At 40.5% G+C, this 25,233-nt stretch carries 19 protein-coding genes and 1 pseudogene; 16 read left to right on the top strand and 4 right to left on the bottom strand.

Annotated features, from left to right (window positions below; genetic code table 11):
• The first annotated feature begins 176 nt into the window (after positions 1-176).
• Together GARC_RS10490 and speA are read left to right on the top strand one after the other, a co-directional pair.
• Positions 177-1,517 (top strand): magnesium transporter, encoded by a 1,341-nt coding sequence (locus GARC_RS10490; RefSeq protein WP_007619660.1) that lies wholly within the window; start codon positions 177-179, stop codon positions 1,515-1,517.
• Positions 1,518-1,586: 69 nt separating this feature from the next.
• Positions 1,587-3,506 (top strand): biosynthetic arginine decarboxylase, encoded by a 1,920-nt coding sequence (gene speA / locus GARC_RS10485; protein ID WP_007619658.1) that lies wholly within the window; start codon positions 1,587-1,589, stop codon positions 3,504-3,506.
• Here speA and GARC_RS10480 read toward each other — a convergent pair.
• Positions 3,503-4,663, bottom strand: coding sequence for a serine hydrolase domain-containing protein (locus GARC_RS10480; RefSeq protein ID WP_007619656.1), 1,161 nt, complete (start codon positions 4,661-4,663; stop codon positions 3,503-3,505). The two genes, speA and GARC_RS10480, sit on opposite strands and share 4 nt — an antisense overlap.
• Before the next feature lie 280 nt (positions 4,664-4,943).
• On the opposite strand from GARC_RS10480, the gene GARC_RS10475 reads away from it, so the two are divergent.
• Both GARC_RS10475 and GARC_RS10470 read left to right on the top strand, forming a co-directional pair.
• Positions 4,944-6,299, top strand: a complete 1,356-nt coding sequence (locus GARC_RS10475) for an AlkA N-terminal domain-containing protein (RefSeq protein WP_153810907.1) — start codon at positions 4,944-4,946, stop codon at positions 6,297-6,299.
• Positions 6,296-6,766: a methylated-DNA--[protein]-cysteine S-methyltransferase gene (locus GARC_RS10470; RefSeq protein ID WP_007619653.1), complete on the top strand. Its 471-nt coding sequence runs from the start codon at positions 6,296-6,298 to the stop codon at positions 6,764-6,766. The genes GARC_RS10475 and GARC_RS10470 overlap by 4 nt, the downstream gene beginning before the upstream one ends.
• 18 nt (positions 6,767-6,784) lie before the next feature.
• Here the strand turns inward: GARC_RS10470 and GARC_RS10465 are convergent, their stop codons facing one another.
• Positions 6,785-8,209: a sensor domain-containing diguanylate cyclase gene (locus GARC_RS10465; RefSeq protein WP_039989302.1), complete on the bottom strand. Its 1,425-nt coding sequence runs from the start codon at positions 8,207-8,209 to the stop codon at positions 6,785-6,787.
• A 333-nt stretch (positions 8,210-8,542) separates the two neighbouring features.
• On the opposite strand from GARC_RS10465, the gene glmU reads away from it, so the two are divergent.
• The 11 genes and pseudogenes from glmU (at position 8,543) to GARC_RS10410 (ending at position 23,164) form a co-directional block, all read left to right on the top strand.
• Positions 8,543-9,901 carry a bifunctional UDP-N-acetylglucosamine diphosphorylase/glucosamine-1-phosphate N-acetyltransferase GlmU gene (gene glmU, locus GARC_RS10460; protein WP_007619649.1) on the top strand — a complete coding sequence of 453 codons (1,359 nt, stop codon included), beginning with the start codon at positions 8,543-8,545 and terminating at the stop codon, positions 9,899-9,901.
• Between the two features lie 349 nt (positions 9,902-10,250).
• Positions 10,251-11,030, top strand: coding sequence for a DeoR/GlpR family DNA-binding transcription regulator (locus GARC_RS10455; protein WP_007619647.1), 780 nt, complete (start codon positions 10,251-10,253; stop codon positions 11,028-11,030).
• Position 11,031: 1 nt separating this feature from the next.
• Positions 11,032-12,864 carry a glutamine--fructose-6-phosphate transaminase (isomerizing) gene (gene glmS / locus GARC_RS10450; protein ID WP_007619645.1) on the top strand — a complete coding sequence of 611 codons (1,833 nt, stop codon included), beginning with the start codon at positions 11,032-11,034 and terminating at the stop codon, positions 12,862-12,864.
• Between the two features lie 406 nt (positions 12,865-13,270).
• Positions 13,271-13,561: a GIY-YIG nuclease family protein gene (locus tag GARC_RS10445; protein WP_007619642.1), complete on the top strand. Its 291-nt coding sequence runs from the start codon at positions 13,271-13,273 to the stop codon at positions 13,559-13,561.
• 1,037 nt (positions 13,562-14,598) lie between these two features.
• A pseudogene (locus tag GARC_RS10440) lies at positions 14,599-14,948 on the top strand (Fic/DOC family N-terminal domain-containing protein); the annotation flags it as partial.
• Positions 14,949-15,316: 368 nt separating this feature from the next.
• The gene (locus GARC_RS10435) at positions 15,317-16,912 is read left to right on the top strand and encodes a sensor domain-containing diguanylate cyclase (protein ID WP_007619636.1); all 1,596 of its coding nucleotides are present in this window, start codon (positions 15,317-15,319) and stop codon (positions 16,910-16,912) included.
• Positions 16,913-17,195: 283 nt separating this feature from the next.
• The gene (locus GARC_RS10430; protein ID WP_007619635.1) at positions 17,196-18,383 is read left to right on the top strand and encodes a Gfo/Idh/MocA family protein; all 1,188 of its coding nucleotides are present in this window, start codon (positions 17,196-17,198) and stop codon (positions 18,381-18,383) included.
• A complete protein-coding gene (locus GARC_RS10425) occupies positions 18,383-19,438 on the top strand; it encodes a sugar phosphate isomerase/epimerase family protein (protein WP_007619634.1) in 1,056 nt (351 codons plus the stop codon). Before GARC_RS10430 ends, GARC_RS10425 begins: the two co-directional genes overlap by 1 nt.
• Before the next feature lie 11 nt (positions 19,439-19,449).
• Positions 19,450-20,682, top strand: coding sequence for an MFS transporter (locus GARC_RS10420; protein ID WP_007619633.1), 1,233 nt, complete (start codon positions 19,450-19,452; stop codon positions 20,680-20,682).
• 56 nt (positions 20,683-20,738) lie between these two features.
• Positions 20,739-21,377: a gluconate 2-dehydrogenase subunit 3 family protein gene (locus tag GARC_RS10415; RefSeq protein ID WP_007619632.1), complete on the top strand. Its 639-nt coding sequence runs from the start codon at positions 20,739-20,741 to the stop codon at positions 21,375-21,377.
• Positions 21,378-21,430: 53 nt separating this feature from the next.
• Entirely contained in the window at positions 21,431-23,164 is a 1,734-nt protein-coding gene (locus tag GARC_RS10410; protein ID WP_007619631.1) for a GMC oxidoreductase, read from the top strand.
• Positions 23,165-23,250: 86 nt separating this feature from the next.
• Here GARC_RS10410 and GARC_RS10405 read toward each other — a convergent pair whose 3' ends face one another.
• Positions 23,251-24,006 (bottom strand): MBL fold metallo-hydrolase, encoded by a 756-nt coding sequence (locus tag GARC_RS10405; protein ID WP_039989301.1) that lies wholly within the window; start codon positions 24,004-24,006, stop codon positions 23,251-23,253.
• 12 nt (positions 24,007-24,018) lie between these two features.
• Positions 24,019-24,192, bottom strand: a complete 174-nt coding sequence (locus GARC_RS27005) for a hypothetical protein (protein WP_007619625.1) — start codon at positions 24,190-24,192, stop codon at positions 24,019-24,021.
• 387 nt (positions 24,193-24,579) lie between these two features.
• Here GARC_RS27005 and yjjX point away from each other — a divergent pair, with 387 nt between their 5' ends.
• Entirely contained in the window at positions 24,580-25,110 is a 531-nt protein-coding gene (gene yjjX, locus GARC_RS10400) for an inosine/xanthosine triphosphatase (RefSeq protein WP_007619624.1), read from the top strand.
• Positions 25,111-25,233 lie beyond the last annotated feature (123 nt).

Here is a 25,233-nt window from a genome sequence, read left to right as displayed (position 1 = left end):
ATCTCTAATTTATTGGTAGTAATGGCACGTTCTTAAGTGGGATTAAGAATAAAAAGAAATGGCCCTTCATTTGACATCATAAGCTAATAATAAGATACACCAAAAAATCATAATAAATGACTATGGTGTACTTATCTTTTATCGATACCATATGGTTTAGCTAGAAGGAGATTAAAATGGTCAGTCAAGAACAACGGGAAAGTGCTTTTTTATGGTTACTTGACCGACTTAAAGAAGATCAAGTAGCGGTTCCTATTATCGCCCGAGATTTCACTTCTGAAGATTGGGCTTTTGTATTTGAGGGACTACCTAAAGACCTGCGATTTGAGTTATGGCAAACACTCAGTGAAGATAAAAAGTCGCCTATATTGGCTGCGATGCGAGATGACTCCCGTGAGCAGCTTATGTCGTTGCTATCCAATCAAAATATTGAAGATCTTGCGCTTGCCAGTACCACTGAACACTTAGTCGAAATACTGGATGCACTACCCAACCGAGTTGCAAAAGGTTTAATTAAGAAACTAAACGCCCAAGAGTCTGGCCTAATCGAAGAGGCACTCAACTACTCAGATGAACAACTAGGTCGTTACGTTAATCATGATGTGTACACAGCCAATAAAAATGTTTCTGTAGGTGAACTACTAGAAGCATTAAAAATAGAGGCATTACCCGCCTATACCGATAGTATTTTGGTGGTAGATGATACTGACCACTATTTGGGACAAGTTGATATAAATCAATTATTTACTTGTGAAGCTAACACCCCTCTTATCCAAGTCGCTGAATTTTCAGATCACGTACTGGCAGCTGACTTAGAACTGTTTGACGCGTCCGAAGCGGTAAAAAGCAGTGGACGCTCAATGTTACCTGTCATCACCAAAGAAGGGCGACTACTGGGACGCTTTTCTGTAAAAGATGCCATTGAAGTCTACCAAGAATATTATGAAGCTCAGTTGTCACATATGGGGCGCGTTAGCGACGAAGACTTATTTGCGCCAGTGTTTACCAGTTCAAGACGCAGGGCGGTATGGTTGGGGATCAATTTATTAACTGCTTTTGCTGCATCCATTGTTATCGGCATTTTCGATGAAGTTGTTGCGCAAGTTGTCGCATTGGCGGTGCTTATGCCCATTGTGGCAAGCATGGGCGGCATTACGGGTAGTCAAACATTGACGTTAACCATTAGAGGATTAGCCACAGGACAATTGGCCACATCGAATCTAAGGGCTCTTGGCAACAAAGAAGTATTAGTTGCCTTTTTTAATGGGCTACTCTGGGCTTTAGTTGTCTCGGCTATAACCTCATTGTGGTTTGATAATCCATGGCTGTCTGCCATTATTGCTGTGGCATTAATTATCAACATGCTAATTGCCGCCGTTGCTGGAATAATGATCCCTGTTTTGCTCGACAAAATGGGTATTGACCCAGCCCTTGCTGGCTCAGTGATATTAACTACGGTCACAGATGTAGTGGGCTTTTTTGTGTTTTTAGGCTCGGCATCATTGTTGTTAGTTTAATGCTAGCCAGCACAATTGTTGTTCTTTATAATCCGCCCGTTTAAAACCTTTTGATAGATAGAAAATACTATGCCAAGAACTAAAAAGTGGACCATTGACGATTCGGAAAATATCTACCGTGTAAAACGTTGGGGCGATGGCTATTTTGAAATTGGGCAAAATGGCAATTTACATATTACTCCCGACCCTTCGAATACCGACATGAGAATTGATTTCAAAGCAGTCATAGACGAAATCAAACAAGAAGGCATCCAATTTCCTTTGGTGGTGAGGTTTCACGATATCCTGCGTTCGCAAGTAGCCTTGTTAAATAAAACCTTTCAAAATACCCTTAAAGAAGCTGAGTATAACGGCGGCTACATGGGCGTGTACCCTATAAAAGTCAACCAGATGCGCGAAGTGGTAGAAGAAATTGTCGACGCTGGAGCACCTTTTAACTACGGGTTAGAGGCTGGCTCAAAAGCTGAGCTATTGACCGTTATGGCACTCAATACTAATACCGAATCACTTACTATACTCAATGGTTACAAAGACGAAGAATTTATGCGTTTAGCCTTGTTAAGCCGCAAGTTGGGTCGAAAAACAATTGTGGTTATTGAGAAATTTTCTGAATTAGTTTTATTAGTGAGAATTGCTGAAGAGCTTGGTGTTGCCCCGATTGTAGGTATACGCTCAAAGATGACAGTGAAAGGTCGTGGAAAATGGGCAAGTTCGGGTGGTGACAGAGCAAAGTTTGGTTTAACCATTAGCGAAATGATCAATGCCGCACGTTACCTTGAAGAACATGGCATGGCGGATTGTTTGAAACTATTACATTTTCATATTGGCAGCCAATTAACCGATATCCGCGCCGTAAAAGAATCCATTGCCGAAGGAGCGATGATCTATTCAGAGTTACACCGCATGGGTTTTAAACTTGAGTACGTTGACGTAGGTGGCGGCTTAGGAATTGATTACGACGGCAGTCAATCAACTAACGACTCTTCTCGAAATTACAGTATGCAGGAGTACGTGGCTGATATTGTTTATGGCATGAAACAAGTATGCGACTTAGAAGATGTGCCCCACCCTATCTTAGTTAGCGAAAGTGGCAGAGCTATTACTGCACACCATAGTTGTGTAGTCACCCAAGTTGTTGGTGAAATAAAAGCTCACGGTGCAGGCATAGCCACAAAGCTCGTCGATGGTGAACATGTCTTAGTTAGCGATATGCGAGAACTAATAGAGATCATCGATAATCAAAACAATTTACAAGAAATATTTAATGACGCCTCGCAGTTTAAAGAACAAGCATTACATGCCTTTAAATTAAGAGTTATATCTCTAGAAGAACTCGCCAAGATTGAAACCTTATACTGGCAAATTATGGGAAAAGTGCAGCTTCGTATCAAAGACGCAGAGTTTGTGCCCGAAGAAATGCAGGAACTAGACTATGCATTATCTTCTCAGTATCTATGCAATTTTTCAGTTTTTCAATCTGCCGCGGATACTTGGGCGATAGACCAAATACTGCCGGTGGTTCCATTGACTAGAATGAATGAAAAACCAACCATTAACTGTTCCTTAGTAGATATTACTTGTGACAGTGATGGCAAGTTGGATCAATTTATTAGCGAATATGGCATTTCAAATATTGTGCCTATGCACGACCTTAAGCCAGATGAAGATTATTATCTGGGCTTATTCTTGACTGGAGCTTATCAAGATGTGATGGGCGACATGCATAACTTGTTTGGTCGCTTGAACGAAGTACATATATTCAGTCATGACGATGATCCGAAAGACTTTTACATTGAAGAGATGGTCCACGGCTCATCTGTTGAGGATGTACTTTCAATCATGCAATACCACCCAAGCTCCATGGCCAAAAGCGTGAAAAAGATGATTGATGAACACGTTGCTCAAGGGCAGATGCAACCAAGAGAGGGTGTAAAATGGACAGACTTCTATGAAGACTGCTTAAAAGGTTATACCTACCTAAAAACCTAGGGTGCTGTTTTTAATGAGCCAGCGACTAAGCTGGCTTGTTCTAAGTGTTTAAAACATCTAGCCCAAAAATCAGGGGTAAACTCATTAATCAAGTTTGATTCTGCGTTCATCAACATCACGTAACCTACACCAAATTCAGGTGAAAATGCTATATCTGCACGGTATCCTTGTACCCAGCCACCATGATAGTTAAGGGTGTGCCCTGCAAAATCGTAGATACGCCAACCCAATCCATAGTGAGCATCTGATAAAAATTCACGCCATTGACGTCTGTATGTTTCCTTTTTACTTTTAGTCAGTGGTGTGGTCACTTGAGCAATTAGTTCAGGTGGCACAATTTGCGGTGTTTCACCGAGAAGTGCACGCATCCAAATGACCATATCGCGCATGCTGGCATTCACACCAGCTGCAGGAGAATAGCGATAATAGTCATTTCTAACTGTTGTTAAACGCCAACGATTTCTTGAAATAGCCACATGAGGCTTGGCCCATTTTTCTGAGGATAATAACGCGGTTTTACCAATACTTGCATGAGGCATATTAAGAGGCTGGATCAAGGTTTGGGTTAAAGCTTGCGAATAAGATGAATGATGTTGCGTAAAGTAACTATCGACTACTGCAAACAAGGTATTTTGGTAAGTATAACATTCACCAGGCCTGCAAAGAGGTTCAAGGTCAGCGAGCATAGTAAGTACTCGCTCAACTGCATAATTTGCCTCAATTAAATTGTCATAGGCATTAGGTGTATATCCACTAGATTGGCCAATAACATGTTGTAATAACAGCTCACCACTTTTGCTATTTGCTTTAGAAAACTCAGGCACCAATTGCGCCACAGGCACTTGCCAATCTAATTGATTTTGTGCCACATATTTGGCCATTAACATAGAAGTAAAAGTTTTAGATACCGATGCCAATCTAAATACTGTATCTACATCTATTGCTTTAGATTTACCTGAATTGCTTTCTTTGCCATACACAACCACCGAAGCGGGTTTACCTTTTTCAATATATGCAAAGGTATAGCCTGGTAAATTCTTTTTTTGTGCTTTTTGTTGGATATCTTCGGCAAATTTCGTCAGCCATTTATCGGCGGCAAAACTCTGTTCACTGTATACACTAAATAACAGTAAAAACCCTATGAAGGACTTAAACATGCAGCAGTTGAAGTTGCATAGCTTTGCTTAGCATTTCCAATAAACCCACAGTTACATAAACAAAAGAAGTCACATTATTCCTATTTTTAGATTGAATCAGCTAAGTTACATATAGCCCAATATTGGCTATTATCCTATTTGTTGGTTCTTGGGACAACACCCATCATGGATTGTTCGGGCACGGCACACATAATCAACTATTGACTGCCGCTTTTGTCGCACTATATCCATAGAAGTCGTTAGAATAACAATAACGATGGTATTAAAGCACACTCTAATTATGCACACTCAGATGAATGCAGATTATCAACAAGCTCGACTAACAAGAGATCCGCGCTTTGACGGCACCTTTTTTATCGCCGTAAAAACAACGAATATTTTTTGTCGATCAATTTGTCCCGCGAATACGCCACTTGAAAAAAATGTCGAATATTTTCAGTTAGCCCAACAAGCAATGTTTGCAGGCTACCGACCTTGTTTACGCTGCCGGCCTGACAGTGCACCTCATTCTTACGCATGGCAAGGAGTCAATACTACAGTTCACAGAGCAATGCGTTTACTCAGGCAAAATAGAGAACTTAGTATCGAAGAAATAGCGGTTAAGCTGGGTATAACTACCCGCTACTTTCGGCATTTATTTCAGCAGCATTTAGGCTTAAGCCCAAAACAATACCAATTATTTGATAAAGTTCTATTTGCTAAGCAACTACTGCACCAAAGCAGCTTATCGATTGAAAATATTGCCGATGCTAGTGGCTTTGCTAGTGCTAGGCGTTTACAACATAATTTCAAAAAAGTGACTGGCTTGACTCCCCAACAAATAAGGCAGAGTAAGAATAATAAAGAACAGCTAATTACGCTAAAGCTTGCTTTTCGGCCACCTTTCAATTGGCAGCATATGCAATCATTCTTAGCTTTGAGAGCGATTCAAGGAGTCGAATATGTTGCTGATAATTTTTATTCTAGAACCTTTAACATTGGAACAGATAAGGGCTGGTTTAGGGTTTCAGCAATACAGGATAAAAATTATTTACAGGTAGAGATAAGCCTAGCCAATATCGAAAAATTGATGACTGTATTAAGCAATATAGAGCGAATATTTGATCTCAACGCAGATACTAAGTCTATCCGAACCCAGTTATTAAGATGTGGTGTGCCTGCAGATAAGATGGTGACGGGATTGAGAATACCTGGTGTATGGGATACTTTTGAAGCAGGTTGTCGAGCCATTCTCGGCCAACAAATATCAGTCAAAGCGGCTATTAACTTACTCTCTTTACTAACCAAAGAATTAGGCGAAACAGAAGGAGATAAGTGTTATTTCCCTAGCGCTAAAGCTATAACCAATAGTGATCTTGCATTTCTAAAAATTCCAAACAGTCGCAAACAAACCTTGCTTTTATTTGCGCAACATATTGTTAGTTGCTCAGCTCCATCGGTTGATGATTGGTTAAATATTAAAGGTATAGGGCCATGGACTGTCGCTTATGCAAAAATGCGCGGCCAATCTTCCCCCGACATATGGCTTAACACTGACCTAATAATTAAAAAACAATTGGCAAAAATAAAGATAGACCCCGAATTGGCGCGCCCTTGGCGAAGCTATCTAACATTTCAACTTTGGAGTATGCCGTGATTAAAAGTAATGATTTTGTTGAATATTTGGATTCGAAATTTGGCACATTAGAAGTCTCTGCAGACCAAGTTGGTATTACGGCCATCCGTTTTGTAGACGACCAGGTTAAATTACCCAATAAGAGTGTATTTACTCAGCAAGCAGTTGCACAATTAGATGAGTATTTTGCTGGAAAAAGGACTCACTTTAATTTGAGCCTAAACCCTAAAGGCACTGATTTTCAGCATCAAGTGTGGCGGCAGCTAGTGACTATCGGCTATGGAAAAACCTGCAGTTATGCTGCTATTGCAAAAGCAATAAACAATCCGAAGGCAGTAAGGGCAGTAGGTGCGGCAAATGGACGCAACCCTCTTACTATTGTTGTGCCTTGTCATCGTGTTATCGGCAGTAATGGTAAGTTGACGGGTTATGCTTGGGGTACATCAATCAAAGCTGGCCTGTTGGAGTTGGAAAAAAGTGTTGTCTAATCAAACACTATGGGCGCTTTAATCAGAATCGATTAATTGCATCCTGACCATGTTTCTACCATCTCGTTTAGCGGAAAATAGTGCATCATCTGCTGCAGAGATAACTTCTGACATAGTGCGTGGAGATGCGGTAAAAGATACCCCGAAACTCCCTGTTATTTGAATAGAAGTTGTGCCTGTGGTGATGGTCATAGCCCCCAACTTGTTACATAACTCCTGACATAATTCGACCGCTTCATGAGGACCGGTATTAGGCATTAATAAGATAAATTCCTCACCACCCCAACGACCTAAAATGTCTGTTTCACGTATATCAGTTTGCAACATTTGTGCTACTTGACGCAACACTATATCCCCAGCTTTCCTGCCGTGAGTTTCATTAATAGGCTTAAAGTTATCTAAATCAATAAGTACCAAACTCATCGACTGCTTCTCATACATCAGTTCTTCAAATTTTAAGGTGATGTTACTTCGATTAGGCAATTCGGTGAGGATGTCTATTTGTTTGATTTTTTGGATGTCTTTTTTGAAATAATACAATAAGTTGTATATCAGTAAAAACAATCCAAATATCACTGCTAATAAAGTCACTACACTAATGATAAAACCGCGACTTATCTCAGTTTGCCGAGATTGAAGAGGTGTAATGATGTATAAAGTCCAGTCAAATGGTTGAATATTCAGCTCTGCAATAAGTGCCTCTTGGCCATTAATTTGTAATAACAAATTATTTAATGAAGCTTGTTGTTGCTCTGGATTTAAGTTTTGAAACCACGGTAGATCGGCTAAATTTTTGAAGGTTACACCTTTAATTAATAACTCAGGATCAGATGTCAGAGTAATATCCTTATTCTGATCAACAAAGATAAAATCATATCCGTAGGTTTTTTTATACTCATTAAACACTTGGGTAAATGCGTTGAGACTTTTACCTACGCCAAAAACACCAAGAAAATTATCTTCGTCATCGTAAATTTTTAAATCAATATAAAACTGCGGGTTTTGCCATTGTCCAATATCAGCCATAGCATTTTCAGGTTGGGATTTGTATCTGAAATACCAATCAACTTTGCCTTCATTCAACTCGATTTTCTTCCCCTCTGAATCATATTGAACTCGACTGATCTCACTAGCGATAAAAAAGTTTAATGAAAACTCCTGATTTAAGCGCTTCAGAGTCACAAAAATTTGCTCTTCATTCTCCACAGGGTTAAGCATTAAATCTTTAAGCTCTTTAGCTTTAGCCAATGTCTGTGAAATATGCAGAGGCTGCATCAGTTGTTGAATAATCAGTTGCATCGCTGGAGAGTGGGATTGTTGTTGCGCTCTACTTTGTTCCGCAACTATTTTAGATACACTGATATGAACTAAGGTGACTATAGATACTACAACCACAGCAAACAATATTAAGATACTTCGATGTAATGTACGAAAAATATTCACGGGCAACCCTGCTCTTAATTTTGTCTAATCTGTTTTCTAATAACCAATGCCATAAAGGCAACTAGCACTATCATAACGGAGAATTATCTATCGAGTCATCAGCGATATTCTTTATTTTATTCTTTTTGCTTAAAATATGCGCATAGTCATCATGTAGAATAGTCATTCTGAAATTTTTACCAAGATCCTCTATCTATATTCGCAATAAATTTGAGACAAACTATATAACTGCCACTCAACTACTGACAGTACATTAGCAAATAAGTAGAATGTAGAAATGTCCAAGATATTGCTTGCACAGGCGACAGGCACTTCACTTTTAAAGGAAATTAAATGGCTTTTTCAGTAGTAGTTTTAGCAGCAGGCAAAGGTACAAGAATGAAATCTTCTTTACCTAAGGTATTACACCCTATTGGTGGCAAACCCATGGTTCAACATATCATTGATACTGTAAACAAATTGGGAGCCACAAATATCCATTTAGTTTACGGCCACGGACGAGAACAGCTACAAAATAAACTCAGTCACAATGATTTGTCTTGGTGTCTACAAGATAAACAGTTGGGCACCGGCCATGCGGTACAGCAAGCAGCTCCTTATATTCAAGATAACGAAGACGTATTGATATTGGTAGGTGATGCACCGCTGATTAAAGAGTCCACATTACAGCAATTAATAGCAGTGAAAAAAGATGCCGACCTTGCTTTGTTAACAGTAGAGCTAGACGATCCAACTGGCATGGGCCGGATCATCAGACAAGGTTCACAAGTCACAGCCATTGTTGAACACAAAGACGCGTCAGAACAACAGCATCAAATCAAAGAAACTAACACTGGCATGATGATTATGGGGGGTAAAGACTTAAAACGTTGGTTGTCAGCCCTAAACAATAACAATGCCCAAGGTGAATTTTACTTAACTGACGTGATTGAGATGGCCGCCAAAGAAGGAAAATCTATTCATGCTTCTCAGCCTTCATCAGCAATTGAAGTTGAAGGGATTAATAATAGAGTGCAACTTGCTTCGATCGAACGCGCCTACCAAGATGAACAAGCTAAAGCCTTAATGATGCGTGGTGTATCCTTGTTAGATCCAGCACGTTTCGACTTAAGAGGAGAATTGGAAATCGGGCAAGATATTACAATAGACGTGAATGTCATCGTTGAAGGTAAAGTAAAAATTGGCTCAAATACGACTATTGGCGCAAATTGTATATTGATTGATTGTGAAATTGCAGAGAACGCAGTTATCCATGCCAACTGCATTATTGAACAAGCTAAAGTGGGCGAGCATTGTAGTGTTGGCCCTTATGCTCGATTACGCCCCGGGACTGTGATGAAAGAGAAATCACGGGTAGGTAACTTTGTTGAAATGAAAAAAACCACCTTAGGAAAAGGCTCAAAAGCCAACCATCTAAGCTACCTTGGCGATACAGAGGTAGGCGAAGGTGCCAATATAGGTGCGGGTACTATTACCTGTAATTATGATGGAGTGAATAAATTCAAAACCATCATAGGTGATGGTGCTTTTATTGGCTCAAACAGCGCATTGGTAGCACCTGCCAATATTGGTGCGAATGCTACTGTAGGCGCAGGCTCTGTAGTGACCAAAGAAGTCAATGATAATGAATTAGCTATTGCTAGAGCTAAACAAAGAAATGTAAGTAATTGGCAGCGCCCCACTAAAAAGTAGTTATTAATAAAATGCCGTAGCTAAATAACTGCGGCACTATTTTGTAACTTTAATTGCATCTTATACCAAGTTTTTCCGCTGCCATATCCCAAGGATCCTATCAAGCAACATTGGGATACTTGCCAGTGCGCATAATAAAAAAGCCCTTAAGGCATATACCTTAACCGTTTAGCCAATACCCAGAAAGGTTATAAGCACTGATTAAAATACGCTTCAAGTCTATGAATTTTTAATACACGGCTCTTAGTTGGCGGCTATATATTGCGAATTAGTTTCACTAAAAATATTTAACTTGCATTTCATAAGATTAAATTTAGAATAAGTTTCAAATCGAAACTTATTCTAAATTATGCAAAAACGAAATACTCAACAAAGAAGGCGCGCAATAGTCGAACTACTCAATCGCAGCGGCGAGGTAGCAGTTGATGAGTTAGCTAAACTATTCTCCACTTCAGAAGTGACAATTCGTAAAGATTTTGTCGAACTTGAAAGCAATGGTTTGCTTCTCAGAAAATTCGGTGGGGCTATTTTGCTTCCAGCAAGCTCGTCTGAGCTTAGTGATGAAAAAGTATCACCACGAAAAAAAGCAATAGCCGCGGCCGCAGCGTCTTTAATTAAAGATCACAATCGCATAATCATAGACAGTGGCAGCACCACAGCTGCATTATTACCTGAACTAAAACACAAAACAGGTTTGTTGGTAATGACCAACTCACTTCAGGTCGCCAATTATTTATTAGAGCGAGAAAATGAACCCAAAGTATTAATGACCGGGGGTACGTGGGATCCTCAATCCCATTCATTTCAAGGCAAAATGGCTGAATTAGTACTCCAAGAATATAACTTTGATCAGGCATTTATAGGTGCAGCAGGCTTAGATCCTCAAAAAGGCACCACCACTTTTAACGAGTTGACCCAATTAAGCCAAGCAATGGCAAAGGTATCAAATCAGATAGTGGTCATGGCTGAATCTGAAAAATTACAACGAAAAATACCCAATGTAGAGTTGCCATGGAGTGCAATTTCAGTTCTAGTAACCGACGAACATATACCTGAAGATATAAAACAACAAATTGAACAACATGGTGTAGAGGTTATCTGCGCCAACACAACAGAGATTGGAGCTTAATATGTGTGGGATTGTAGGGGCAATTGCCGAACGTAACGTAGTTGAAATATTATTAGAAGGCTTACGACGCTTAGAGTATCGTGGATACGACTCAGCCGGTGTTGCCCTCTTGGATAACCAAGGAAATCTCACACGCACCAGACGAATAGGTAAAGTCAAAGAATTAGCTGAGGCGTTAAAACAACACCCTGTTATAGGTTCAACCGGTATAGCTCATACACGCTGGGCGACCCATGGTGGCGTGACAGAAGCCAACGCCCACCCTCACTTTTCATCTGAACGAATTGCCGTTGTTCACAACGGTATTATCGAAAACTACCAGACCTTACGCCAAGAACTCACCCAAGCCGGTTATGGTTTTAGCTCAGACACCGACACCGAAACCATTGCTCATCAGGTTCACTTAGAACTAGATAAATGCGGCGATTTACTTAAAGCGGTACAAATTTCAGTAACTAAGTTTCACGGTGCATACGGCACAGTGATTATGGATAAAAATGATCCACAGCGCATCATTGTCGCCCGCTCTGGAAGTCCACTAGTGATTGGTTTAGGCATAGGTGAAAACTTTATCGCCTCAGACCAAATGGCATTGTTACCTGTAACCCGTCGTTTTATGTTTTTAGAAGAAGGAGATGTTGCCGAAATTTCCCGTACTAGCATTAAAGTGTATGACCAAACTGGCGAAGTAGTAGAGCGAGAAGTTGTTGAGTCAGACGTAGAACACGATGCAGGTGATAAAGGCGGTTATCGCCATTACATGTTAAAAGAAATTCACGAACAACCCAATGTTATCCGTAACACCTTACAAGGCCGTTTAAGTGCTACTGGCATCAGTCCAAATATATTTGGCCAAGGTGCTGACAAAATATTAGCTGGTATTAAACACGTACAAATTATCGCATGTGGTACTAGCTACCATTCGGGTATGACAGCGCGTTATTGGTTAGAGCAATATGCTAACGTATCCTGTAATGTCGAAATTGCCTCAGAATTTCGCTACCGAAAATCCTTTGTGCATCCCAATAGCCTGATAGTCACCATCTCACAATCAGGTGAAACTGCAGACACACTAGCCGCACTTAGATTGGCTAAACAACTCGGTTATTCAGCAAGTTTAACTATCTGTAACGTACCAGGATCATCACTAGTAAGAGAATCTGACTTAGCCTTTATGACACTTGCTGGTGCAGAAATTGGCGTAGCTTCTACTAAAGCGTTCACTACCCAGCTTACTGGATTTTTAATGTTGACCTTGGCACTTGGCCAATACAACAACATGTCTCAAACAGACCATGATGACATTGTTAAAGCACTACATAGCTTACCTGCTAAGTTAGAAGAAACACTAACGTTAACCGCGGGCATCAAAGAACTGGCTAAAGAATTTGCGGATAAACAACACAGCTTGTTTTTAGGTCGAGGCGATCAATACCCTATCGCCATGGAAGGAGCCCTGAAACTCAAAGAAATATCTTACATACATGCCGAAGCTTACGCATCAGGTGAACTTAAACACGGTCCACTAGCACTCATTGACGACGAAATGCCAGTCATAGTGGTCGCACCTAATAATGAACTATTAGAAAAACTAAAATCAAACGTTGAAGAAGTCCGCGCTCGCGGTGGCATTATGTATGTCTTCGCTGACAAACAAGCCAACTTCAAAAGTGACGAGACAATGCGCGTAATTAATGTCCCTCATTGTGACGCGGCAGTGGCTCCAATAGTCTATACCCTGCCCTTACAATTATTGTCATATTATGTTGCGGTAATAAAAGGTACAGACGTAGATCAGCCTAGGAATTTGGCAAAATCTGTTACTGTGGAATAGCTGGTTAGAATGTGATTTTTGACCTTGTTGTCAGACGATAATGAAGTTTGTTAATTTATAATAATGTTTGATATTTCTGAACCACAATGTGTTCGGCATTAGGGGTAAAGCTTTACGAAAGCGATTCATGCTTTTGCAAAAGCGCGACTGACCGGTGTGCCCAAGATTGCGGACTTAGCGATTTATTGTGGTTTAGTCCCCTTTGAGCGATCAACCGCCTGTCAGTAATGACGCCTTCAACGGCAAGTTTACCGAGTAAGCTGACAGTGACATTTTGCCTTATATACCCCGTCATTCCCGCGAAGGCGGGAACCTCCAAAACCAACTGGCTAATCTAAAAGAATCGTCCTTTTCAACATGGAAATTTCTGCATATATTTATTAAATGATTGAAAAGGAGTTCAACTATGAAACAGCCCTGCATATACATTCTCACAAATGATAACAACAGTACGCTATACATAGGTGTAACAAGTAATTTAGTGCAGCGTATTTATCAACATAAAAACAAACAATTGAAGGGCTTTAGCTTCAAATACAACTTGACCAAACTAGTCTATTTTGAGCAACTTGAAGATATGGATAGCGCAATACTTCGAGAGAAAAGGCTCAAGAAATGGAACAGAGAATGGAAAAACCGACTCATCAATGAGTTAAATCCTAGCTGGGAAGACTTATATTTTGACTTGGTTGGGTGAGAATCGATTGAGCTTACTGAGACTATTTAGGGGTTCCCGCCTTCGCGGGAATGACGTGTAATAGCTTGTAAATCTTCACCGTCTGAAAATGCTATAACCACTATGTCGGCCAGCGAGCTATGTCTGTCGGGTATTCGCACAAACTTCACCATCAGGCTTAACGCTCGACTGTCTGCTATTAGGCTCTTTTTTGTCAGTCAAACTAAGCTGCGTTTTATCTGATTTCTTAACAACTATATTGCAGTTCCTCATTAAAATTATCAGACTTTATTATAATTCAAAGCAAACAATGCTTGAAAAAAAGATCAAACATTAAAGCTGTTTTGCTCAGATAGACCGCAAGTTTTTATCAAGCTTTAATATGTTCGTACACTTGTGGTTTACAAATAATGTTGGAAAGTGACGACGGTCTAACCGCAGTCACATTTACCCATACAAATCAATGACTTAAAAATATGCATTTTTACTTAGTCACTGATACGATGGCAAAGATGGTGAAGATTTAACGCTACTTTTTCATCATTACAGTGCAGCAATACAAAATAATCTAAGTTGATTCAAGGACACGGAGAGTATTTTATTTTGACGAAGAACATCGAATTTTCCTTACCTTGATGAACATGACCCGTTATTTTTTCAATTGTCTTAGAATGCTGAGCAAGCTTTCGCTGCCGATCCTACCAGCAGTTTAATCAAACTACGCCAGCTCAGTGGAGCCTTTTCTCAAGAAGTTGCCGTTCATTGTGGGGTGTAATGCTCTAGTGATCTTGTAGAGGTTTTCTTGGCTATTACGGTTAAAAAAACACATTAAACATACATAAGTGCTTAATCATGTATAGAAATTGGGATGATCTATGCAGGTTTATTAGCTTGTGTTTATAAAACCGAACTTTATCGACACAACATGCCTTCATATCGACGGCATCGACATTGAATCAAACGTATCGAATTAATTAACTTCTATCGACATAAGAACTTACCTGTCGATCTCATCGACATTTACTCACTTCATATCGACAAAACAAGATAAAACAAACATAAAATGGCAAGCCGATATTCCATTTAATCAACTCCACCACTGCCACCCGCAGCAAAGGTGGTGGATTTTATTGCTGTGCTTAAAGCTTGTATTCCGGCCCGGGCAGCCTTAACCGAACTTAAACAGGCAGAGACATTATTACCCTATCAAGCTTTACTGATTAATTTATTGCCCTTGCTAGAAGCAAAAGACAGCTCTGAAATTGAGAACATTATCACCACCTCAGATAAGTTGTTTCAACATGCGCAAGAAGATAGCCAGGCAGATCCTGCCACCAAAGAAGCTTTGCGTTATCGGACTGCTTTGTATGATGGCTTTATACGTTTAAAACAGCGGCCTTTGTGTACCTGAACTAGTCATACAAACACCAACTGTAACAAATACATTGAGCACGTCATGGACTTGGTTCCATTTATTCAGCTCACTGTTTTTGAGTCATGACCATACGTGTAGTTCCCATTTCGTGGATACAAGCACCAGGTGCTGTTAGGTTATTACTCACTTGAATGTTCACAGCTCCAGCCGTTTCGAAATATTTCCTTATTGCAGCATTTTTTGAGAATATAGTGACGTCAGCAACAAAGCATGAAAGTCTGTAACTTTAGTTCATAAAAGGTGCTTTAAGTTTGATTGGTCACAAATAGCAGGATCTAGTTCGAAAGTGGCCTATATTCCTGTTACAACAGTAACTATTTAAATGAAATTGGTGTTTATATTTGATTTATATCAGTCCAAAACTTTATATCAGAGTAGCGCTGGCCATCGCATTAGTGGCAGTAGTTGTATCGTTCTTCGCTTCAGCACTATCCTACTATTTAGGTTTGGAAACTCGGCAACAAAGTAGTTATTTGCTTGCAAAACAATTGTCAAAAACAGTAGAAAAAACAGCCGTGATTGCGGCATATGTAAATGATCCGGAACTCGCCCAAGAAATTGTTAACGGCCTAGCCATCAACCCGTCAATAAAAGGCGCCAAGCTTAGTAATGACAAAGGCTTAGAAGTAATATCAGGCGAATTCACTGGCAACTCAGATCGGATTTCCAGTACCTTAAACCATCCTTTTATTGCGATTGAACAAGTGGGTGTTTTAGAAATTTATTTAGACGAAAAATTTATCCAACAACAAACAAAAAATGCTACTAAAATAGAAATATTTAGTTTGTTATCTCTTTCGTTAACCTTGGCTTTTTTTGTATCAGTGCTAGTTCACCGCTGGCTTACTAAACCCATTCAGAAACTAATCGACAACGTCGACCAGATCGATCCACGCAGCCCAACCACTATGCGCATGTTGCCCTACCAAGGTAAGGATGAAATTGGCAAACTTGTCATAGGGATCAATGCATTGATGCATGAGTTACACCATTCGTTCAATATGGAAAGAAACCTTAGGGTAAAAACGCAAATTCTTGAAAGTAAATTCAGACTAATATTTGAACAAGCAAGTGCAGGAATTTGTTTGGTAGATGATAAAGATAACATCAGTACTTTTAACCCAGCATTTGCTGCCTACTTTACGGCACAAGGTAGCGATGACCTTAGTTCTCTACATTTCCCCACACTGATGACAAATCCTGATAAGTTACAACAATTGTTACGTGAGATACGCAACAAACCCGAAATAGCACAAGTTGCCTTGGATATTGAATGTCAGGTGGGTGATAAACAAAAATGGATGCATTGTTTGTTTGCCAAAGTCACAGATCAACGGCAACAGCCAGACATTCCAAGCTCCATTATCGAAGTCATCTTATACGATGTAACCGAAAGAGCCGAACGAGAGCTGCAGACTCGTTTTGAAGCAGATCACGACCTACTAACCCATTTATTAAATAGGCGATCTGGTGAGAAAAAACTAAACAAGATGTTATTTTTTAGTATTAAAAATCAACAACCTTTTGTATTGATGATGATTGATTTAGACAAATTTAAGCCTATCAACGATACCTATGGTCATGAAGCTGGCGACAAAGTACTCCAGCAAATATCCAAACGAATTACCACAATGTTTAGCCTTGATGTTGACGTGTGTATTCGCTGGGGAGGCGATGAATTTGTTATCGCTTTTCATATGCATGATGCAGACAACCAAGCTATTAAAAAACAAGCCGAAGCATTGTTAGTACAAATACAACAGCCTATTCAAATTCAACCCGATCTGAGTTGCACCGTAGGCGTAAGTATTGGAATAGTCATTGCTCCTGAGCATGGCAAAGTACTCCATGAATTATTGGTCAATGCAGATAACACTATGTACAAAGTAAAAGAACAGGGACGTGGTCACGTCGAAATTTATTCACCTATAAATTAGTCCTTATTTATCTGTCTGACTAACATGAATTACATTGCTTAAACGCCTCTAATAAACTTAAACAACAATGGCTAATGACTCACCAATAAGCCGCTCATCATTTTCAAATCTAATGCGCAATGCTCTCTCCGATAAAAATCACTAGAGCATAGCACGCTGAATTTATTGCATTTAATTGCCGAATTTATATTAGGCTTGAATAGCTACAATGAGCTAGCATAATTAACATAAATTTAACTTGTGATTATTCGGCTGATCCACTCAGTGAATATTAGGTAACACTATGCAACAGCCTAGAAAAGTAAGAATGGGAATGGTCGGTGGCGGTCAAGACGCTTTTATTGGTGCAGTGCATCGTATGGCAGCCAACCTAGATGGCAATATTGAATTAGTATGCGGCGCTTTCAGTTCAGATCCAGCGAAAAGTATATCCTCTGGGCAAAGCTTATATTTGCCTGCTGAACGCTGTTATGCCAATTATGCACAAATGTTTACCGAAGAAGCGAAGTTACCAGAGCAGCAAAGAATGCAGTTTGTCTCTATAGTTACGCCTAATCATTTGCATTTTCCTATTGCCAAAGCGGCGCTAGAAGCAGGGTTTCATGTACTAAGTGATAAACCTGCCACTTTCACGCTACAAGAAGCCTTGGATTTAGCTGATGTATTAAAGACATCCAAGCAACTATATGGCCTCACCCATACGTACAACGGCTACCCTTTGGTTAAACAAGCCAAACACCTAGTTGCAACAGGGGTTTTAGGAAAAATCACTAAGGTGGTAGTGGAATACAGCCAGGGCTGGCTGGCTAACAAAGAAGATGAAGGTAGTAAACAAGCACAGTGGCGTGTTGATCCTAAAAGAGCAGGTGTTAGCTGCTGCATGGGTGATATCGGGGTACATGCTGCCAATTTGGCTGAATATGTCCTAGATGCCAACATTTCAGCCATGTGTGCAGATCTAAATGCTGTGGTTGAAGGCCGGCAACTCGACGACGACGGTACCGTTTTATTGCGTTTTGACAACGGCGCTCGTGGAGTGCTGATGTCTAGCCAGATATCAGTAGGTGAAGAAAACAACCTACGTTTACGAGTATACGGAGAAGAGGGCAGTCTTGATTGGTCACAAATGGAACCCAATAGTTTATGGCTTAGAACTAACAATAAGTCAACGCAACTTATCCGCACTGGTGTTGGGGATTTGTGCCCCGCTGCACAGGCCGCCACACGCACTCCCGCTGGGCACCCAGAGGGCTATTTAGAGGCTTTCGCGAATATTTACCAAAACTTTGCCATTCAAATACAGGCATTTGAAAAAGGTGTTCCATGCTCAAATGAAGCTTTTGACGTACCTGGAATCGAACAAGCCATCCGTGGCATGGCTTTTATCGAAAACACAGTGAAGTTCAGCCAGTCTGAGTTGAAATGGCATGACTTCGATTTATCCCCCTTAACAATTTCAGGATCAGACTAATGAAACAAATCAAAGGCCCGGGTATATTTCTCGCGCAATTTGCCAGTGATGACAGTCCATTTAACTCTTTTCCAGAAATTTGTGCTTGGGCGGCAGGATTAGGTTTTAAAGGTATTCAAATTCCGTCATGGGATGGCCGATTATTTAACTTAAAAAAAGCAGCAAGCAGCCAAGACTATTGCGACGAAATCAAAGGCATTGCAAGCCAAGCAGGGCTAGAAATTACTGAGCTTTCTACCCATCTGCAAGGCCAATTAATAGCCGTAAACCCAGCTTATGACCAGATGTTTGACGGCTTCGCTCCTACCCAAGTACATAATAATCCCAAAGCACGTACCGACTGGGCAATTCAACAAATGATGTATGCCGCTAAAGCCAGCCAAAGATTGGGTTTAACGGGTCATGCAACTTTTTCTGGCGCACTATTATGGCAAACCATATATCCATGGCCACAGCGTCCAGCAGGTTTGGTTGAACAAGGTTTTAAAGAATTAGCGAAACGTTGGTTACCTATTTTGAATGCTTTTGATGAAGCCGGTGTAGACCTTTGTTATGAACTACATCCAGGTGAAGATTTACACGATGGAGTGACCTTTGAGCGCTTCTTGGAAGCGGTCGACAATCATCCTCGAGCTAATATTTTATATGATCCCAGCCACTTCGTATTACAACAACTCGACTACCTAGCCTTTATCGACATTTATCATGAGCGGATCAAAGCCTTCCATGTAAAAGATGCAGAGTTCAATCCCAATGGACGCAGTGGTGTGTATGGCGGCTACCAAGATTGGATAGACAGACCGGGTCGTTTCCGTTCTTTAGGTGATGGTCAAATCGACTTCAAAGCTATTTTTAGCAAAATGATGCAATACGATTTTGATGGTTGGGCAGTGATGGAATGGGAATGTTGCATTAAACACCCCGAAGATGGCGCGGCAGAGGGCGCTAAATTTATTAGCGACCACATAATTAGACCTACAGAAAAAGCGTTTGACGATTTTGCCGGTGTGGAAAAAGACGTTGAAATGAATAATAAAATACTAGGCATTAAATAAGGTAAAACAATATGAATGCGACAACGGCCATTTCAGATGAGGACGCTAAACGCGTATTTAAAATAAGTTGTATAGCCCTAATAGTAACCGCTATGACATTCGCAATTCGCGCGGGGATCTTAGGTGAATTAGGTGAACAATATGGTTTAAGCGGTAAAGAACTAGGCTGGATAGCCAGCATGGCCTTTTTAGGTTTCCCTCTTGCCATGATATTTGGCGGCGCACTTTATAATGCAATTGGCGCAAAACTGATTGTATGGTTAGCATTTATCGGACATGCCTTAGGGTTAATACTTACCATTGTTGCTGATGGTTTTTGGGGCTTAATGATTTCAACTTTTCTGGTAGGTTTTGCCAATGGATTAGTAGAAGCCGGCTGTAACCCCATTATTGCGCAACTTTATCCTAACAATAAAACGGCTATGTTAAACAAGTTCCATGTATGGTTCCCAGGCGGCATTGTAATTGGCTCTCTTGTATCTGCAGGCATGAACAGTTTAGGTCTAGGCTGGGAAGCACAAGTAGCCACTATGTTAGTGCCTACTGCTATTTACGGCATCATGATGTTAGGTTTTAAATTCCCTGAACTAAAAACCGAAGACGATTCAACTAGCGGTAATTTAAAAGCATTACTTAACCCAATCTACATTTTCTTAGCTGTTTGTATGACTATGACAGCAGTAAGTGAGTTTGGTCCAGGACAATGGATAAACAAAATTCTAGAAGCATCTGGCGCCACTCCAATGCTTATATTAGCTTTAATTACCGGTATCATGGCTCTTGGTCGATTCTATGCTGGCCCCCTTGTACATAAACTAAGTCCCCCTGGTGTTTTATTAGCGTCTGCAGTTTTAGCTAGCATAGGTTTATTCTTAATGACTCAATTGCAAGGTACTGCAGTCTATTTTGCCGCAGTTGTATTTGCTTTAGGTATAACCTACTTCTGGCCAACTATGATTGGTTGTACTAGTGAATACGCTCCTAAAACAGGCGCGTTGGGCATGTCTTTAATGGGTGGTGCAGGTATGTTTGCAATGGGCATATGGAACCCGATTATTGGTGGTTGGATAGATTCAGCTACAGCAGAAGCCGCAGCTAAAGGCCTAACCGGTAATGACCTAGCCCTAGCTTCAGGTCATGCTGCTTTAAACAACCTGATCCTGTTCCCACTTGTGTTGATAGTATTATTTGCTGGGTTTTATTGGATTATGCGTAAAGTAAATTCTAAGTCGACCACGCATTAATGAGCTGGTATTGCTAAATAAAGCGATTGTTTAAATAGAATATTGAGGAGATGGGTATGCCTACTAATTCAAACAAAACCGAATTAGAAAAAAGAACATATGACGAGGATAATCGTCGAATGTTTATGAAAAAAATGGTCGCTTTATTTGGCGCCACTACGGCAGCAGCGGTGCTGTCGGGTTGCAGTGTGCCAGTGGCTGAACAATTTGCAGCGCAAAGGTCTAATCCGCCCAAGGACGGCAACTTGTTTTCAGAGCAAGAATTAACAGTTCTTTACAGCTTATGCGAAACCATATTACCTAAAACAGACACGCCTAGCGCAGTCGAAGTGGGATGCCATGAATTTGTCCCTCATCAGTTGCTACATTGCCACTCCAAACAGCAACAAGATGATTGTATTCATATTATTAATACAGTTGATTTGCTGGCGACTAGAGAATTTGCTAAATCATTTGTGTTGTTGCAACCACAGCAACAACAGCAGCTATTGGTGGATTTTGAAACTAATAGTATGTCTACAGATAGTGAAAAAGACCAATTTAGATTTTTAAAAGCACTGATCGTATTTGGTTACTTCACTTCTGAAGTTGGGGTGACAAAAGCACTCAATTACCAACCTATTCCTGGTGGTTTTATCGGCGCTATCCCTGCCAATGCAGAAACAAAATCTTGGAGTCCGCAGGCTTATTATTAATTTTTGATAATGACAGCAAACAGACATAACAAACAGAATCACGAGTAAATAACATGACGACAGATTTATATATTCAAGAAAGTGACCAAGAATACGATGTCATAGTGGTAGGTTCAGGTATCACTGGAGGTTGGGCTGCCAAAGAGTTTTGTGAACGTGGTATGCAGACATTAATGATAGAGCGCGGCCGGGTAGTCGAACATCGAAAAGACTATATTGGCGAAGGCAAAGGCCCTTGGGAGTTTGAAAACAGAACCAAGGTCGATAATTTGCTCATTGAAGAAAAATACGCTGTACAAAAAAAATGTTATGCCTTCAGCGACGCCACTAAACACTTCTTTGGTAACGACAAGGACTTACCCTACACTACCAAAGAAGGAACAGGGTTTGATTGGATTAGAGCCAACCAATTAGGAGGAAAGTCTCTTCTGTGGCATCGTCAATCTTATCGCCTTAGTGATTATGATTTTTCTGCCAATAAAGCAGATGGTCACGGAAATGATTGGCCTATTCGTTACAAGGATCTTGAATCTTGGTATAGCTACGTAGAAACATTTGCAGGCATAAGTGGCAGCAATGAAGGTCTAGAACAATTGCCTGACAGCGAGTTTTTACCTCCATTTGAAATGACTGCACCCGAGTTACATGTTAAACAAAAAATCGAAGAACAGTTTCCCGACAGACATTTAATCATGGGCCGCACCGCCCACTTAACACAGCCTACACAACTACATTTAGAACAAGGGCGTGTTACTTGTCAGGCAAGAAACGAATGTCAAAAGGGATGTTCTTTTGGGGCTTATTTCTCTACCCAAAGTTCTACTCTGCCCGCTGCGGCTAAAACAGGTAACTTATCAATTGCCCCAAACAGTGTGGTGCATAGCCTAATCTATGATGAAAAAACCCAACGAGTGAAAGGTGTCAGAGTTGTAGATAACGACAACCTAAGTACTCGTGAGTATTTTGCAAAGGTAGTGTTTTTATGTGCCTCGACCCTAGGCTCGGCACAAATCATGTTGAACACCAAAACTAAGTCGTTTCCAAACGGAATTGCGAATAGTTCTGGAGTGCTTGGCCATTATTTGATGGATCACAACTACAATGCGGGTGCCGTAGGCACAGTAGAGGGTTTTGAAGATGAGTACTATTCAGGTAGACGACCGTCAGGCATATTAGTCCCTAATTTTCAGTACAAACCATCGTTATACAAGAAAAATTATGTCCGAGGGTATGGACTTTCGGGTGGCAGTCAACGGGATAACTGGCAGGGTAACGCGAATCAAAATGGCATAGGTGCCGATTACAAAAATAAGCTCAACAAACCAGGAAAGTGGAGTATGGGTCTTCATGCCCAAGGTGAAATGTTGCCCCGTTTTGATAATTACATGGCGCTACACCCCACTAAAACCGACAAATGGGGTATTCCCCTTATTGATATTGATTGTACTTGGTCAGAAAACGAAAAATTAATGATGGCAGACGCCGAGCAAACGGCCTTTGATATGTTAACCAAAGCAGGGCTAACAGAAGTTAAGAGTTATAACTCTATCGGTGAAAACAACCCAGGTCTTGCCATACATGAATTAGGCACAGCACGGATGGGACGCGATCCAAAAGATTCAGTGCTAAATGGCTTTAATCAATGTCACGACGTGGACAATCTGTTTGTAACTGATGGCGCTAGCTTTTGCTCAAGTGCAGTACAAAACCCTTCTCTAACCTTTATGGCAATAACAGTGAGAGCTGTAGACTATTGTGTGAATGAGATGAAAGCCAAAAGGATATAAATGCCTTTCAACTCGGGAGAAGCAAGCTTCTTGGTACTGCTTTCATTCAAAGTGAACAATTTTAAAAGGGCTAAGACTAGCTAGTTTTAGCCCTTTTTTCTGAGTAATAAACGCTTCAATTTATTTTTAGCCGGAGTCCATATGGTAAAGGGTTTTCTAGGTGCCACTGTCAAAACATGGGCAAAATCTCGCTCAGAAAACTCCACTTCACCACCATGGGCCAGCATAATGGAAGCAGGTCGCAAGGCTTGCAGAGTTAGAATTGAAGCGAGATACTGACTAGGATAATTCACTGGAATAGGTGGAATAAAGCGGTCTTTAACTTTGACCAATAAATCTCCTACATAGATCCGTTTTGAAGCTAGGTGCAACACAGATAAATCTCGATCTGTATGACCTGGAGTCAACAACACACACCATTCATCAAAACCGGGGAGTTTAGCTTGATCTGCTAAGGCATAATCAATTTTAAGATGGGCTGGATACCATAAATTTTTTCTGGTTTTGCCCATTCTACTCGCCACCCACATGGCTAGAGCAATATCCACCAAATGCATAAACCTGCCCCTTAGGCCTTTATACCATTGGCTCGACATATTCGCACTCGCAATTTTACAACCTGTAATTTTACGCAATTTGTGAGCGGCCCCTGCATGATCAGGGTGCATATGGGTGACAACAATCAGCTTTAAATCAGAGAATGGCCGAGCTAATTCCCCAGCAATAAACTGCTCAAGTTTACTGATATCTGCACGACAACAACCATCAAGTAATAACAATTTTTCGGCATACTCCACCAAATAAATGGTTTGAATATGCCCTTGCAACTTATGGACTTTCAAGAAAGAAAGGCTTTAATTCTCATCATTAGAATCTGCGTGTTGTTCAATATACTGAATAGCCTTTTGTAAACTGCCAAAAGCACTGATCAAGTTTTGTCGGCCTTTATTCATCAGTTCTGGATCATTGTTTTCGGACATCATCCAAACCCAAGTGCGGATCAAAGATTCTGGGGGTGCATTGTTCATCGCGGACTGTTTAACTCTTAATATTTTTGATTAATCGACTGGCATTATATCGCGCTAAATCAAGGTAATCGAGTAGAGTTTTAATAAACCTGAAGTCGGGATAAGCCATACCGTCCAGCACCGCTATTATTGCGCCTATCTTCGTTGAACTTGCTCTCAATAGCTGGCTATTGCTTCACAAGCTCGCCTTGATAAACACAATAATATCGGCACTGGATGAATTAAATAAGCTACAAAACAAATAGTAAGCTTCTAACCTATTGTTTTTATTATAGTTACTTTAAAAGAATCGGCACGTCTTAACCCGAATTCAGATTAATAAAGTGCTTAATGCTACAATTTTGTCATTTAACTTAGATTAACTTAGATAATTAACCGAGCAACTGAATGATAAAGATTGTAGTGGGATCAAAAAACCCAGTAAAGATTAACGCGGCTAAGTCAGCAATATGCGATATGTTGGCGCTAGAAGAAGTAGAATGTGTTGGTGTAAACGCACCATCAAAGGTAGCGGAACAGCCTATGACGAGTCCAGAAACACAGCTTGGCGCCATCAATAGGGTCAAATATTGTCAACAACACAGTCAAGCCGACTTTTATGTGGCTATTGAAGGCGGTGTCGACCAATTCGAATACGGTCCCGCCACCTTTGCTTTTGTTGTTATCGCCAATCAAAAACACATGTTTATTGGGCGCAGTTGCAACCTACCTTTACCACCCGTAATTTATCAAGCATTACAAAACGGCGAAGAACTAGGTCATGTGATGGACAGGTTATTTAACACTAACAACATCAAACAAAAAGGAGGCGCTATTGGCTTATTAACCAACGGCTTAGCCACTAGGGAGAGTGTATATCGTCAAGCGACTTTACTGGCTATGGCACCTTTTATTCATGCAGATTTATATCTTCAATAATAGCTGGAATAGTTGTCCCAATTAATGTGCCCTGCGTTTGTGAAATCAAGCTTCAGTCTGAAAACCTTGGTTTTCTGGAATTAACTGGTATCGTGTCGCTAAATAAAAGCCAATGTATTTTGA

Origin of the sequence: Paraglaciecola arctica BSs20135, from assembly GCF_000314995.1 — a bacterium.
GTDB lineage: Bacteria > Pseudomonadota > Gammaproteobacteria > Enterobacterales > Alteromonadaceae > Paraglaciecola > Paraglaciecola arctica.
Note: the sequence above shows the minus strand (reverse complement) of the source record. Positions and strands in the feature narration are given on the sequence as shown.